This window comes from Actinomycetota bacterium (assembly GCA_035697485.1).
GTDB lineage: Bacteria > Actinomycetota > UBA4738 > UBA4738 > HRBIN12 > JAOUEA01.
The window spans coordinates 1-14,091 of the sequence record DASSCU010000002.1 but is presented as its reverse complement, the minus strand read 5'-3'; the positions used below and the strand labels follow the sequence as shown (position 1 = coordinate 14,091).

Here is a 14,091-nt window from a genome sequence, read left to right as displayed (position 1 = left end):
TGTGCGACACAGTATCCGGACGTAGAGAACGGCCGGAGGGATCGGCGGTGCTCCCGCTAGGGGCGTTGTCCTGCGCAGATGTGGTGTCGGAGGGGGGATTTGAACCCCCACGCCCCGCAAGGGGCACTAGGCCCTCAACCTAGCGCGTCTACCAAGTTCCGCCACTCCGACGTGGACGAGCCCGAATCCTACCAACCGCGTCGGGCGTGACCCTCTACGGGTTCCACTGCCAGGCCAGGTAGAAGGTGCAGAGCCCGAAGATCAGGGCGGTGATCACCGTGAGGCGGTCGAGGGTGCGTTCCATGGCTGTGCCACCCGACAGCGACGACGTGCCGCCGAACATGTCGGAGAGCCCGCTCCCCCGCCCCGAGTGCAGCAGGATCGTCAGGATGAGGAACAAGGCAGCGATCACGTCGATCACGATCACGATGGTGGTCAGCATGGGGACTCCGCGGTCACAGGGTTCCGGTCAGTCGCCGGATTCAGGGATGATAGTTTCCTCGAGCGGGAAGTGACACGCTGCCCACTGGCGGTCGCCGAGCGAAGCGAGCAGCGGTTCCTCCGTGTTACAGCGGGGCTCCACGCCATCGGGGAGGCCCTCGGCTCGAGCGATCTCCCTGGTCCGTGAGCAGCGGGGATGGAACCGGCACCCCGCCGGAGGGTCGATCGGCGAGGGCACGTCCCCCTCGAGGATGATCCGCTTCTTCTGGCGCGCGAGCTTCGGGTCCGCGATCGGCACCGCCGAGAGCAGCGCGCCGGTGTACGGATGCTTGGGCGTCTTGTAGAGGGCTTCGCCTTCGGCCATCTCGACGATCTTGCCCAGGTACATCACCGCGACCCGGTCGGAGACATGCTTGACCACCGAGAGGTCGTGGGCGATGAACAGGTAGGTCAGGTTGAACTCGTTCTGCAGGTCTTCGAGCAGGTTGAGGATCTGCGCCTGCACGGAGACGTCGAGGGCCGACACCGGCTCGTCTGCGACGATCAGTTTGGGTCGGAGCGCGAGTGCACGGGCGACCCCGATGCGTTGGCGCTGGCCGCCCGAGAACTCGTGCGGGTAGCGGTTGTAGTGCTCCGGGTTCAAGCCCACGAGCTCCATCAGCTGCTGGACCTCGCCCTTGACCTTGTCACCCCCGACCGTCTTGTGGAGGCGGTAGGGCGCGCCGATGATCGAGCCGACGGTCTTGCGCGGATTCAGCGAGGCATATGGATCCTGGAAGATCATCTGCATGTCGCGACGGATCTGGCGGAGCTCCTGCCCCTTGAGCTTCGTGATGTCCTGACCCTCGAACTCGACCGTGCCTGCGGTGGGCTCGAACAGGCGGGTCACGACACGAGCGAGGGTGGACTTGCCGCAACCTGTCTCGCCGACGAGCCCGAGCGTTTCGCCCGGATAGACCTCGAGATCGACGCCGTCGACCGCGTGCACGTCGCCGACGTGGTGCTGGAACAGGATGCCCTGGGTGATCGGGAAGTACTTCTTGAGCCCGGTCACCTTGATCAGCGGCTCGCCGCGGTTCGAGGGCGCCGGCTCGATGCGCTCGTTCACCTGCACGCTCATCGGCTCGCCAGCACTTTCTCCCGGATGATGCGCTCTTTCTCGGCGAGCGGGAGGTGGCAGGCCGAGGCGTGATGGCCGTCGACCGGCACGAGCGCCGGCACGTCCTTGTCGCACGGATCGAAGCGGTAGGGACACCGCGGGTGGAACGAGCAGCCGGGCGGCACGTTGATCAGCGAGGGCGGGAGCCCGCGGATCGGGTTGAGGCGGTCGGTCTCCTCACCGAGCTTCGGGATCGACCCGAGCAGGCCCCACGTGTACGGGTGCAGCGGCCGGTAGTAGATGTCGTCGGTGTTCCCGTACTCCACCGCCTTGCCGCCGTACATCACCATGATGTCGTCGCAGTGCTCTGCCACGACTCCGAGGTCGTGGGTGATGATGATCACCGCCGCGTTGAACTCCTCCTTCAGGCGGTCGATCAGGTCGAGGATCTGCGCCTGCACCGTCACGTCGAGCGCGGTCGTCGGCTCGTCGGCGATCAGCAGGTCGGGGTTGAGCGCCAGCGCCATCGCGATCATCGCGCGCTGGCGCATACCGCCGGAGAACTCGTGCGGGAACTGCTTCGCGCGCTCCTCCGGCTTGGGGATGTTGACCTTACCGAGCATGTCGACGGCCTGGTCGGACGCTTCCCTCTTCGAGATCTTCTGGTGCTGGAGGATCGCCTCGGCGATCTGGTCGCCCACCCGGTAGAAGGGGTGCAGCGACGTCATCGGGTCCTGGAAGATCATCGAGATCTTGTCGCCGCGGATGTTGCGCATCTCGTCGGCCGGCAGCTTCAGCAGGTCCTGCCCCTGGTAGATCACCTCGCCGGAGATCGTGGCCTGCTGCGGGGTGATCAACCCCATGACCGTGAGGGAGCTCACGCTCTTGCCTGACCCCGACTCCCCGACGATGCCGAGCGTCTCACCGGGCTCGATCGAGTAGGAGACGCCGTCGACGGCCTTCACGATGCCGTCGTCGGTGTTGAAGTGCACCTTGAGGTCCTTGACCTCGAGCAGTGGCTCGGGCACCTACGTGTACCTCACTCTCGGATCGAGGAACGCGTACACGACGTCGACCACGAGATTGGCAATGGCGATGAAGAGCGCCCCGAGCACCGTCACGCCCATGACCATCGGGAAGTCGTTCGTGCCGATCGACTGGACGGCGAGCTGGCCGATGCCCGGAAGGCCGAAGAGGGTCTCGGTGATGAAGGCCCCCCCGAGCAGCAAACCGATGTCGAGACCGAGCATCGTGACGACCGGTGTGAGCGCGCCGCGCAGGCCGTGCTTGTAGATCACGCGGCGCTCGGCGAGGCCCTTGGCGCGCGCCGTGCGGATGTAGTCCTCGTTCATGGTCTCGATCAGGTTGCCGCGCACCATGCGGGCGTAGAACGCGGCGGACGTGAAGGCGAGGGTGATCCAGGGCAGGATGAACTTCCCTTTCGCGATCGATTGCCAGACCGTGTCCCCGATCTCGAGACCCGACGAGGGTGCCCAGCCGAGCTTGAACCAGAAGAAGTACAGGAGCAGCTGGCCGAGCCAGAACACCGGCATCGAGACCCCGATCAGCGCGAACACCATGCCCGCTCGATCCCAGAACGAGCCCTTGCGGACCCCGGAGATGATGCCGATCGGCACGCCCATCGCGAGCCAGATCACGGCGGCGCCCACCGCGAGGGTGATCGTGACCGGCAGGCGGCGATAGATCTCCTCCTTGACGGCGACGAAGTTGCCGTATGAGTAGTAGACGTCCTCGGTCAGGAACAGCCCGGGCCACGGGATCAGCCCCTTGGCGAACCGGGCGTACTGGACGTAGATCGGTTTGTTCAGGCCGAACGCCTCGCGCGCCGCCTCGATCTGCTCGGGGGTCGTGGACCTCCCCACCGCGCGACGCGCCGGGTCTCCGGACGGAAGCTTCACGAAGATCAGGAAGGTGAGCAGCGAGACGATGAAGAGCACCAGCACCAGGAACAGCGTTCGCCTGATCAGGTACCTTCCCATCGGTCTCCTCCGCTCGAGGAGCGGGGGTCACGTTCGGTGACCCCGCTCCTGGTGCGCGTGCGTTTCGACTACCCGCTCGTCATGTTCCCCGAGCCGACCACGGCGAGTTGATCGAACGCCGCGAGCCCGGCCGACTGGTCGAACGAGTAGTTCGTGACGTTGGGGGACAAGAGGTCGACCTGGTTGAAGAAGAGGTACGGGACCCAGGGCACGACCTCCTCCATCAGTTGCTGATCGAGCTCGGCCCAGCATTGGACGCGATCATCGCCGGTGGCGGCCGTGCACTCGTCGGCCTTGTCGTCGACGCTCGGAACCTCCGTAACGTCGTAACCCCACTCCGAGAGCTGATCCGCCGACGCGCCGAGACCGCTGTAGTTGCAGCAGCTCTCCCATAGCCCATCGGAGGTGAACAGCGGGTTGCCGAACGTGTACCCGTCGGCGTAGTCCTTGAACCACCCGGGCCCCGCGCAGAAGGCGACCCGCTCGTTCATGTCATTGCACTTGTTGTACATGACCGTGCGCTCGAGTTCCTTGACGTCGAGCGAGATGCCGATCGGCTCGAGGAACTGCTGCATGAGCGCCGCCTGCTTCGGGTACGGATCCTCGCGATCGGTCATCGTGAGGATGCCCTCGCACGCCGGGTCGTCGCAGACCCCGTCGCCATCACTGTCGTACTTCGATTGGGCCATCTCCTCTTTGGCCTTCTCGACGTCGCCCGCACCGTTCGGTGTCGCGTACGGGTCGTATTCGGCGTTGATGTTGCCGGTGATGCTGTTGATGATGTTGTGCCCGGCCAGCTCGCCCGTCGTCTCGCCGCCACGCAACTGGCGGAACCCTTCCTTGTCGAAGATCCAGTTGAACGCCTTCCGAACGTGGACGTCGTCGAACGGCGGCATCGCGAGGTTGAACGAGACGTAGTACACGCCGTCGGCCGAGTACACCTTCAACCGGTTCTGCAGCTCTGGGTCGGTCTGGTAGGCCCTGAGCTTCTCCGACGGGACGATGCCGTCGACGACGAGGTCGATCGCGCCCTGCTCGACCTTGTTGTAGAGGTCGTCGTTCTCTCCGCCGATCTCGGTGGTGATCTCGTCGGGGTACGCCAGCCGGAGTTCATCGGTGTCAGCGCTCCACGACGGGTTTCGGACGAGTTCGATCGACCGGCCAGGGATGTAGCCGGCGACCGGCTCCTGGTCCTTAGCCGGAACGGAGAAGTCGAGGGCCTCCGATCCCTTGAACATGTAGGGTCCGGACGCCACCAGGAAGCGCCCGTAGTCTTTGTCGTGGCCAGTCGCGACCCCGAATTCCTCGCCGTCGAGCGGGGGGATCGGGGCAGTCGCCGGCATCGTGAAGCGGTAGGGGAGGTCGCCGGCAGGCGCGGTCAGCGTGACCTCGAGGGTCTGATCATCGACCGCCGTGAGTCCGGAGATCTCGTCGGCCTTGCCGTCACCGTAGTCGTCGAACCCCTCGATGACCGAGTAATAGAAGGAGTAACCTCCGACGCTCGTCTTCGGGTCCGCCGTGCGCTTGAGCGCCGTGATGAAGTCGTTCGCCGTGATCGCCACGTCGTCGAAAGGCGGCGCGTAGTTGATCCCTGGCTTGATGGAGAACGTCCACGTCAACCCGTCGGCCGACACCTCGGGCTCCGCTGCCGCAAGGTCCGGTCGTGCCTCCGCTCCGCCCTCCTCGGTGGGCTTGCCGTTGAACGACATCAGCGTACGCAGCAGGCAGCAGCGGTAGTACTGCCATGTGACCGAGTAGTAGGAACGCGTTGGGTCGAACGCCACATCGACATCTGCCGTCTGCGCCAGCTTCAGCGTGCCACCGCTGAGATCACTCGCCGCTGCCGCGGTCGTCGTGGTGTCCTGGCCGGTCTCTTCGTCACCGCCGCACGCCGCGGCGACGAGGCCGAGCACCGCGACCAGCGCTATCACCCTCAGTCTTCGATCCATGTGCGGGACCCCCTTCTCGTGTCTCTCGGTGCATGTCTTCGATGCGGATGTCGATCGTCCCCCCGTCGCCCTCTCTCACCGCGGGTTCCGCACCCCTTGGGAAGTACGTTCACGCCTGCGTCCGAGGATCGAGTGCGTCGCGAAGCCCGTCACCCACCAGGTTGAACGCCAGGGTGGTCATGAACAGCGCGATGCCCGGGAAGATCATGAGCCAGACCGCGTATCGGAACGCGCTGGCGGACTGGCTGAGCATCGCTCCCCACGAGGGGGTCGTGTCGGGCACGCCGACACCGAGGAACGACAAGCCTGCCTCGAACAAGATGTTCGAGGGGATGATCAACGTCGTGTAGACGATCAACGGGGCCGCCACGTTCGGCAGGATCTCGCGGGCCATGATGCGCCAGTTGGTTGAGCCCAGTGATCGCGACGCCTCCACGAACTCCTTCTCACGAAGCGAGAGCACCTGTCCGCGGATGATGCGGGAGATGTACGGCCAGCTGAACAGGCCGATGATCAAGCTGACGAGCAAGAGACCCGGCTTGATCAGGCCGCCGAGGCAGCCTTCGGCGCTCGCGCCGCACGCAGACGCGAGCCCGAGCGCCAGCAGCAGGATGGGGAGCGACAGCACGACGTCGGTGAGCCTGGAGATGAACGTGTCGGTCTTGCCCCGGAAGAACCCCGAGATCACGCCCAGCACCGTGCCGATGACGAGTGCGATGCCGGTGGCAGCGAACGCGATGACCAGTGACGTCCGAGCGCCGTAGAGGATGCGGACGAAGAGGTCTCGACCCGTTGAGTCGACGCCCATGTAGTACCCGGGAACGGCGGTGCAGCCCTCGCTCGTCACCGAGACCTGGCCGCCCTCGATCACGACCGGCGCGTCGGCGGCGCCCTCCGGGCACGGCCACCACGACGGAGCCCCGGGCAGGCCGAACGAGTCGAGCGCGTCGAGGTTCACGAAGTTCGGTTCGTGACCGGTCAGACGAACCGACAGCGGGGCCAAGATCGCCAGGACGATCATCAGGAAGATCACGACGATGCCGACGAGCGCCCACCGATCGCGACGGAACTGCCGCCAGAAGATCTGCCACGGGGAGCGGCCGATGTCTTCCCTGAAGATCTCGGTGCCGGGTTCGCCGGTGTCGACGAACGCTTCCTCGACGAATTGGGCCTCCTTGCCCAGGCCGGGCCGCGTGCCGGAGGTACCCGGAGCCAGCAGTGACCCGTGGTCGTCGCCCGGTGCATCGTGTCGGTCGTCGCTCACCGGCGCGGATGATAGGCCCCTTCGGACCCGACGGCAACGCGGTTCGGGGCGATCCCGCAGGGTACGGGCAGTGCGCGCGCGCGAAACGGGGCAGGAATCCGCAATCCTGCGCGATCCTCGCGGTCAGTCTCGGACCAGGGCGCTGAGCCTCGGCAGGATCTGCGGACCCAGCAACTCGCCGAGCGAGCCGGTGGCGCATGCCCGTTCGCCGAACGAGGAGGTGCCGTCGGGGGTCACCCGGCGGCCGCTCGCGAGCAGGGGGACCGGATCGGCGGTGTGCGCCTTGCGCAGGCACGACGTCGCGTGGTCGGCCGTGACCGCGACGACGGTCTCGGGGCCGAGCCGCGGGAGCACTTCGCCGAAGAACGCCCGATCGATCGCGGAGATGACGTCGCGCTTGTCCTCGGCCCGTCCGTCGTGGGCGGGAACGTCCGGCCCCTTGATGTGGACGTAGAGGGCCTGGAAGTCGCCGAGCGCGTCGGCCGCGAGGTGGGCCCACTCGGCGTACCGCTCCTCGGCGACGGGACCGAACCCGGTGGCGTCGAGGCGGGGTGCGTCGACCGGCTGCATGCCGAGCGCCATCGAGATGCCCCGCTCGACCGGCATCTCCACGAAACACCCCCACGGCATGCCGAACCGGTCCGCGATCGATTCGAGGGTGGGGCGGCGATCGCCCCCGTCGCGTGTGAGGATCAGGTTTCCGGGGAGCTTCCCGTCGGCGCGCCGGCGGTCGTTGGTCTGGCTTCCATCGAGGATCCGAGCGGAACCCTCCACGAACGCGTTCGTGAGCTCGGCAGCCCGTTCGGCGCCAGGGGTGGCATCGAGGGCCATGGCCGTGGCGACGACCGGCTCGAACGTCTCGAGCGCGACCCCGAGGTGTCCCCGACGTTCGTAGGCCGGATCGGTGTTCGTGACGTTCGCCGACAGCGCGACGCCGTCGTCGGTGCGGATCACGAGCGCCCCGCGGTGCTCGATCGTCGCCCGCAGGTCGAATGAAGCGCCGTCGAGGCGCAGCGTGCGGTTCACCTCGTCGGCCAGCGCGTGGGCCTCATCGCTGGAGAGGTCTCGCCCGACCCGCCGGTCGACGATCTCGGGCCAGGACGCCGTCGCGAAGTTGATGCGGTAGGCGAGGTCGCCGTCTCGGAAGTCCATGCCGATGCCGAGCGCCTCGAGCACGCCCCGGCCAGGGTGCTCCTCGTTGGGGTCGTAGCCGAGGATGCCGAACACGCCGATGTCGGACTCCGGGGCGATGCCGGGGCCGACCGTCACGACGGTGCCGGTCGCGCCCCGGGCGGCGAGCGCATCGAGGTTGGGGGTCTCCGCGGCCTCGAGCGGGGTGCGATGGTCGAGCGCGGGGATCGGATCGTCGCCGAGCCCGTCGAGGCAGACGTACAGGAGCGTGCTCACGCTGGTCCTTCCTGTGTTAGCGGTACTTCACGATCAGCGCCAGATCCTCTGGGTCGAGACTCGCACCGCCCACGAGCGCGCCGTCGATCTCGGGATGCGCCATGAACTCGCGGATGTTGCCGGGCTTCACGCTTCCCCCGTACTGCACACGAACGGCGTGGGCGACGGTGTCGTCGTAGCGGTCAGCCAGGGAGGAACGGATCACCTCGACCACACGCCCGGCGTCGGCGGCATCGGCGTGCCGGCCCGTGCCGATCGCCCAGATCGGTTCGTAGGCAACGACCATTGTCGCCGCCTGCTGGGCGTCGACGTGGTCGAAGCCGCGCCGGATCTGCTGGGCGACCTTCGTCTCCGTGCCGTCGGCGTCGCGCTCCTCGAGGGTCTCGCCGACGCAGAGGATCGGCGTCATACCGTGCTTGAGAACCGCACGCGCCTTCTTGTTCACGACGAGGTCGTCCTCGCGGAACAGCTGGCGACGCTCGGAGTGGCCGACGATCACGTACCGGATCCTCAGGGCCTCCAGCATCAGGGGCGAGACCTCGCCGGTGAACGCACCTTGTTCCTCGAAGGACACGTTCTGCGCGCCGAGGCCGTACGGGAGCTTGTCGGACTCGATCAGCGTCTCCACCGATCGCAACGAGGTGAACGCCGGGCAGATCACGACCTCGACGCGCTCGGCGTCGTCCTTGTCGAGCAGGTAGCTCAGCTTCTGGACGGCCTGGATCGCCTCGAGGTGCGTCTTGTGCATCTTCCAGTTCGCGGCGATGATCGGGCGTCGTTCGGTGGGCGGGGTCGCGGTCACGGACGGTCCTCCAGGATCGTGATACCGGGCAACGAGCGACCCTCGAGGAACTCGAGCGAGGCACCGCCCCCGGTGGACAGGTGGTCGAACGCGTCGGCCAGCTCGGCTTTCTTCACGGCCAGCAGGGAATCCCCGCCGCCCACCACGCTGAACGCGTCGGCGTGCGCGACCGCCGTCGCCACCCCCCGCGTGCCCGCGCTGAACGGCTCGAGTTCGAACACGCCCATCGGACCGTTCCAGAGGATCGTCTTGGCGTCGGCGATGATGCGTGCGTACTCCTCGACCGTCTTCGGCCCGATGTCGAGACCCATCATGCCGCGCGGGATCTCCGCGGCCGGCACGGTGCGACGATCAGCCTGGATGGACGCGTCGGCGGCGGCGACCACATCCTGCGGCACCTCGACGAGGACCCCGCGCTCGCGCGCCCTCGCCCTGGCCGCGCGCACCTCGTCGAACCGCTCCCGTTCGCAGAGGCTCGTGCCGATCTCGCCCCCGTCGGCGGCGATGAGTGTGAACGCCATCGCGCCGCCGATCAGCAGCACGTCGACCCGGTCGATCAACGACTCGATCACGGCGAGCTTGTCGCTCACCTTCGCCCCGCCGAGGATCGCCACGTACGGTCGGACAGGGTCGCGGAGCAGTCGGGAGAGCACCTCGACCTCGCGCTGCATCAGCCTGCCCGCCACCGCCGGTCGGCCGCTGGCGAGCATGAGTTCGGGCAGCGCGGACACGCTCGCGTGCGAGCGGTGGGCGGCGCCGAACGCATCGTCGACGTAGGCGTCGGCGAGGTCGGCGAGCCGCCCGGCGAAGATCGGGTCGTCGGCTTCCTCGCCCGGATCGAACCGGAGGTTCTCGAGCAGCACGATGGGGTCGTCGGGAAGCGCCGCGGGAGCGGTCTCTGGGAGCGAAACCACCGGTTCCCCGATCAGCTCGGCCAGCCGCGCACCGACGGGTGCGAGCCGAAGCTCGCCGCGCACCTCGCCCTTCGGGCGGCCGAGGTGGGACGCGAGCGCAACCGAGGCGCCACGCTCGCGGAGCTCACGGATCGTGGGGAGCGTCGCGACGATGCGGGCGTCGTCGGCCACCGCGCCGGCGTCGAGCGGCACGTTGAAATCCGACCGCACGAAGACGCGCGAGCCGTCAACGTCGCCGAGGTCGTCAAGCGTGCGAAGCGTCACGGCGACGTCCGGCGGGGGCGCGTCAGATCGTCGCCCCGACGAGCGCGGCGAGGTCCACGAGGCGGCTCGAGTAACCCCACTCGTTGTCGTACCAGCCGACTGCCTTCACGACGTTGCCCATCACCATCGTGGCGCTCGCGTCGAACGTGCACGACGCCTGGCTGCCGACGATGTCGCTGGAAACGATGGGGTCCTCGGTGTAGACGAGCTTGCCGGCGAGCGGGCCCTCGTCGGCCGCCGCCTGGAACGCCGCCTTCACCTCGTCGACCGTGACGTCGCGCGAGACCGTGACGACGAGGTCAGTGACCGATCCGTCGGGCACGGGCACCCGCATCGCCATGCCGTCGAGCTTGCCCTTCAAGTGTGGCAGCACGAGGCCGGTGGCCTTCGCGGCTCCGGTCGAGGTCGGGATGATGTTCACGGCCGCCGCCCGGGCGCGCCGCAGGTCCTTGTGCGGCAGGTCGAGGATGCTCTGGTCGTTGGTGTAGGCATGCACGGTGGTCATGAACCCCTGCTCGATGCCGAACGCGTCGTCGAGCACCTTGGCCATCGGGGCGACGCAGTTCGTCGTGCACGAGGCGTTCGAGATCACGTGGTGAGTCGCCGGGTCGTACGCGTCGTCGTTCACGCCGAGGACGACCGTGAGGTCCTCGTTCTTGGCCGGGGCGCTGATGATCACCTTCTGGGCGCCCGCCTCGAGGTGGGCCGCCGCCCTGTCACGATCGGTGAAGATGCCGGTCGACTCGATCACGATCTCGGCGCCGAGGTCTTTCCAGGGAAGGTCGGCGGGGTTGCGCTCGGCGAGCACACGGAGCTCGTCGCCGTCGATCACGAGTCCGTTGGGGCCGACGGCGACCTCGCCCGGATAGCGCCCGTGCACCGAGTCGTACTTCAGCAGGTGCGCCATCGTGGGGGCGTCACCGAGGTCGTTGACCCCCACGAAGTCGAAGTCGAGGCCGCGCTGTTTCGCGGCACGGAAGAAGTTGCGCCCGATTCGACCGAATCCGTTGATGCCGATCTTCACACTCATGGGGATCCTCCTCGAGCAGCCGGGATCTGCTGGTCGTTGCGGGTCCCATCCTAGTCAGCACCCTCCGAACGCGGCACGGGCCGGACGGCCCGTCAGTTCCGTGCGAGATCGCGATGGGCGACCGTCACCGGGATGCCCCGATCCGCGAAGTACCTGCCGAGCTCCTCGGAGACCACCACCGATCGGTGTCGTCCGCCCGTGCACCCTACGGCGCAGGTGAGGTAGGACTTGCCCTCGGCGACGTAGCCCGGCACGACGACCTCGAGCAGGGCCTCGAGCCGTTCCATGAACGCCCGGTACTGGTCCTGCCACTGCACGTAGTCACGAACCCGCTCGTCGGTGCCCGGCAGCGGTCGGAGCTCCTCGACCCAGTAGGGGTTGGGCAGGAACCGGACGTCGAGCACGATGTCGGCGTCGCGCGGCGTGCCGTACTTGAACCCGAACGAGGTGACCGAGACCTGCAGGCCTTGCTCGGGCGGAGCCTCGGAGAAGGCGTCGCGGATGCGATCGCGGAGGCGATGAGGCGTGAGCCCGGTGGTGTCGATGATCAGGTCGGCGTCACCCCGCAGGCTCTCCATCATGAGTCGTTCCTTGCGGATGCCCTCGACCACGCGGTCGGCGGGCGCGAGCGGATGACGCCGCCGGGTCGCCTCGTAGCGGTTCACGAGGTCCTCGTCGGCGGCCTCGAGGAAGAGGATCCGGTAGTCGACCCGCAGCTGCTTCAGCTCGTCGAGGGCCTTCGACAGTTCCCCGAAGAACACGCCCCCGCGGGCGTCGACCACGATGGCGATGCGCGTCGGACCCCCCGGCCGCGAGACCAGCTCGGCCATCGTGGGGAGCAGCGCCGGCGGGAGGTTGTCGACAACGAAGTATCCGAGGTCCTCGAGCGAGTGCGCGGCTTCGGAGCGCCCCGCGCCGGAGAGCCCCGTGATCAACAAGAAGCCGGGGCCCGCCACCGAGGCGTCGGCGACCGGGGCCGGCGTCGCCGAGGTCGTCATGCGCTGACCTTCCGGTCGAGACCGGGCTCGCGGACGAGCGGCCGCGGGGACGGCTCAGGCTCATGGAGGCGCTCGTGGATCGCGGCGGCGAGCTCCGGACCGATCCCGGGCGTCTCGGCGATCTGTTCGGGCTCGGCACGGCGCAGTCGTGCCAGCGATCCGAACCGCTTCAGCAAGGCCTTCTTCCTGGCGGGTCCGACGCCTGGCACGTCGTCGAGGGGCGAACTGAGCGCGCGCTTCTCACGCTTCTGCCGGTGGTAGGTGACCGCGAATCGATGCGCCTCGTCGCGCAGGTGCTGGAGCACGAAGAGGGCCTCGGAGCCGCGCGGGATCATCAGGGGGTCGGGGTGATCGGGGAAGTAGACCTCCTCGAGCCGCTTCGCGAGTCCGATGTGTGGGATCTGCAGCCCGAGCTCTCCCAGCACCCTCGACGCCATGCTGAGCTGTCCGCGGCCCCCGTCGACGACGACCAGGGCGGGCGCGTAGGAGAACCGCCGGCCGGGGGCAGGCGACTCGGCACGTTCCTCGAGCAGACGCGTGAAGCGCCGACGCAGCATCTCTTCCATGGAAGCGAAATCGTCCTGACCCACGACGCCCTTGATACGGAAACGCCGGTAATCCGATCGCTTCGGCAGGCCGTCCTCGAAGACCACCATCGACCCGACGGTGTCGGTCGGCCCAAGGTTCGAGATGTCGTAGCACTCGATGCGGAGCGGCGCCTGTTCGAGACCGAGCCGGTCGGCGAGCTCGGTGAGGGCGCGGGAGCGCGCACCGAAGTCCGATGCCCGGCGCAGCTTGTGCCGGTGGAACGACTCCTCGGCGTTGCGCATCACCACCTCGTGCAGGCGGCGCTTCGCGCCCCGCTCGGCCACGCCGATCGTGACCTTCGTGCCGCGCCGCTCCCCCAGCCATGCTTCGAGCACCTCGCGATCGGCCGGTTCCGTCGGCACGAGCACCCGTGGCGGCACCTCCTCGCGCTCCATGTAGAGCTGGCGGACGAACGATGCGACGAGCTCCTCGCGCGAGAGCTCCTCGACGCGGTCGACGACCCATCCCTTGCGACCCAGCACGCGTCCACCTCGCACCATGAACACCTGGAAGGCGGCCTCGAGATCGTCGTCGGCCATGCCGATCACGTCGATGCTCTCGGGCCGGTCGAGCACCATCTCCTGGGCCTCGAGGGCCCGGCGCGCCGCACCGAGCTGATCGCGGAGCTTCGCCGCCTGCTCGTATTCCTGCCGCTCGGCCGCCGCCTGCATCTCGCTGTCGAGCCGCTGTGTCACCGGCTTCGTGTTCCCGGCGAGGAAGTCGGCGAGCGCGTCGACATCGGCACGGTAGGACTCGTGTGTGACCCCGCTCACCTCGGGCACGCAGGGCCCACTGCACCGGCCGATGTCGAAGTACAGGCACGGCCGCTTCGCCCTCGCCCGCTGGTCGAAGAACGCGTTCGAGCAGGTGCGGACCGGGAACACGCGCGTCAGGGCGTCGAGCGTGTCGCGGATCGCCCACGCGTGCCCGTACGGTCCGAAGTAGCGGACCTTCTTGCGCTTGGCGCCGCGCAGCACCTGGGCTCGAGGCCACTCCTCTCCGACCGTGAGGGCGAGGTAGGGGTAGGACTTGTCGTCGCGGTAGCGGATGTTGAACCGCGGACGATGCCGCTGGATCAGGTTGTACTCCAACATGAGGGCGTCGACCTCGCCGCTCGCGAGCATCCACTCCACGCTCTCGGCCGAGTGCACCATCGCCTCGGTGCGAGGATGCAGGGGTTTGCCCCAGTAGTTCGCGAGGCGCTTGCGCAGCGACCGCGCCTTGCCGACGTAGATCACACGGCCGTCGCCGTCGCGGAAGAGGTAGGCGCCTGGTTGATCGGGGATGTCGCCGGCGGGGGGTCGGGTGAGGCTCACCCGGTCATCGTAGTCGTGC

Annotated in this window: 12 protein-coding genes and 1 tRNA gene; all 13 read right to left on the bottom strand. The window is 67.8% G+C overall.

Annotated elements, in window-relative coordinates:
* Positions 1–81 precede the first annotated feature (81 nt).
* Positions 82–171, bottom strand: a tRNA-Leu gene (locus VFI59_00080).
* 43 nt (positions 172–214) lie between these two features.
* A complete protein-coding gene (gene secG, locus VFI59_00075; GenBank protein HET6712098.1) occupies positions 215–442 on the bottom strand; it encodes a preprotein translocase subunit SecG in 228 nt (75 codons plus the stop codon).
* A gap of 27 nt (positions 443–469) precedes the next feature.
* Positions 470–1,561, bottom strand: coding sequence for an oligopeptide/dipeptide ABC transporter ATP-binding protein (locus VFI59_00070; protein HET6712097.1), 1,092 nt, complete (start codon positions 1,559–1,561; stop codon positions 470–472).
* Positions 1,558–2,568 (bottom strand): ABC transporter ATP-binding protein, encoded by a 1,011-nt coding sequence (locus VFI59_00065; protein HET6712096.1) that lies wholly within the window; start codon positions 2,566–2,568, stop codon positions 1,558–1,560. The genes VFI59_00070 and VFI59_00065 overlap by 4 nt, the downstream gene beginning before the upstream one ends.
* Positions 2,569–3,540, bottom strand: a complete 972-nt coding sequence (locus VFI59_00060; GenBank protein ID HET6712095.1) for an ABC transporter permease — start codon at positions 3,538–3,540, stop codon at positions 2,569–2,571.
* 68 nt (positions 3,541–3,608) lie between these two features.
* Positions 3,609–5,489, bottom strand: coding sequence for an ABC transporter substrate-binding protein (locus VFI59_00055; protein HET6712094.1), 1,881 nt, complete (start codon positions 5,487–5,489; stop codon positions 3,609–3,611).
* 109 nt (positions 5,490–5,598) lie between these two features.
* A complete protein-coding gene (locus tag VFI59_00050; GenBank protein ID HET6712093.1) occupies positions 5,599–6,753 on the bottom strand; it encodes an ABC transporter permease in 1,155 nt (384 codons plus the stop codon).
* Between the two features lie 123 nt (positions 6,754–6,876).
* On the bottom strand, positions 6,877–8,160 hold the full coding sequence (gene apgM, locus VFI59_00045) for a 2,3-bisphosphoglycerate-independent phosphoglycerate mutase (GenBank protein HET6712092.1): 1,284 nt from the start codon (positions 8,158–8,160) through the stop codon (positions 6,877–6,879).
* A 16-nt stretch (positions 8,161–8,176) separates the two neighbouring features.
* Complete coding sequence (gene tpiA / locus VFI59_00040) at positions 8,177–8,962, bottom strand: triose-phosphate isomerase (GenBank protein ID HET6712091.1); 786 nt, start codon at positions 8,960–8,962, stop codon at positions 8,177–8,179.
* Positions 8,959–10,140 (bottom strand): phosphoglycerate kinase, encoded by a 1,182-nt coding sequence (locus tag VFI59_00035; protein HET6712090.1) that lies wholly within the window; start codon positions 10,138–10,140, stop codon positions 8,959–8,961. The genes tpiA and VFI59_00035 overlap by 4 nt, the downstream gene beginning before the upstream one ends.
* 22 nt (positions 10,141–10,162) lie before the next feature.
* Complete coding sequence (gene gap / locus VFI59_00030; protein ID HET6712089.1) at positions 10,163–11,170, bottom strand: type I glyceraldehyde-3-phosphate dehydrogenase; 1,008 nt, start codon at positions 11,168–11,170, stop codon at positions 10,163–10,165.
* Positions 11,171–11,262: 92 nt separating this feature from the next.
* The gene (rapZ, locus tag VFI59_00025; protein ID HET6712088.1) at positions 11,263–12,168 is read right to left on the bottom strand and encodes an RNase adapter RapZ; all 906 of its coding nucleotides are present in this window, start codon (positions 12,166–12,168) and stop codon (positions 11,263–11,265) included.
* Positions 12,165–14,091: excinuclease ABC subunit UvrC (uvrC, locus tag VFI59_00020; protein ID HET6712087.1), on the bottom strand; the 1,927-nt coding region annotated here is incomplete at its 5' end. The genes rapZ and uvrC, both read right to left, overlap by 4 nt.

Bases quoted from the DNA above. Each gene is read 5' to 3' on its own strand.
- secG (HET6712098.1), bottom strand. From the start codon at position 442: ATGCTGACCACCATCGTGATCGTGATCGACGTGATCGCTGCCTTGTTC.
- VFI59_00070 (HET6712097.1), bottom strand. From the start codon at position 1,561: ATGAGCGTGCAGGTGAACGAGCGCATCGAGCCGGCGCCCTCGAACCGC.
- VFI59_00060 (HET6712095.1), bottom strand. From the start codon at position 3,540: ATGGGAAGGTACCTGATCAGGCGAACGCTGTTCCTGGTGCTGGTGCTC.
- VFI59_00055 (HET6712094.1), bottom strand. From the start codon at position 5,489: ATGGATCGAAGACTGAGGGTGATAGCGCTGGTCGCGGTGCTCGGCCTC.
- gap (HET6712089.1), bottom strand. From the start codon at position 11,170: ATGAGTGTGAAGATCGGCATCAACGGATTCGGTCGAATCGGGCGCAAC.
- rapZ (HET6712088.1), bottom strand. From the start codon at position 12,168: ATGACGACCTCGGCGACGCCGGCCCCGGTCGCCGACGCCTCGGTGGCG.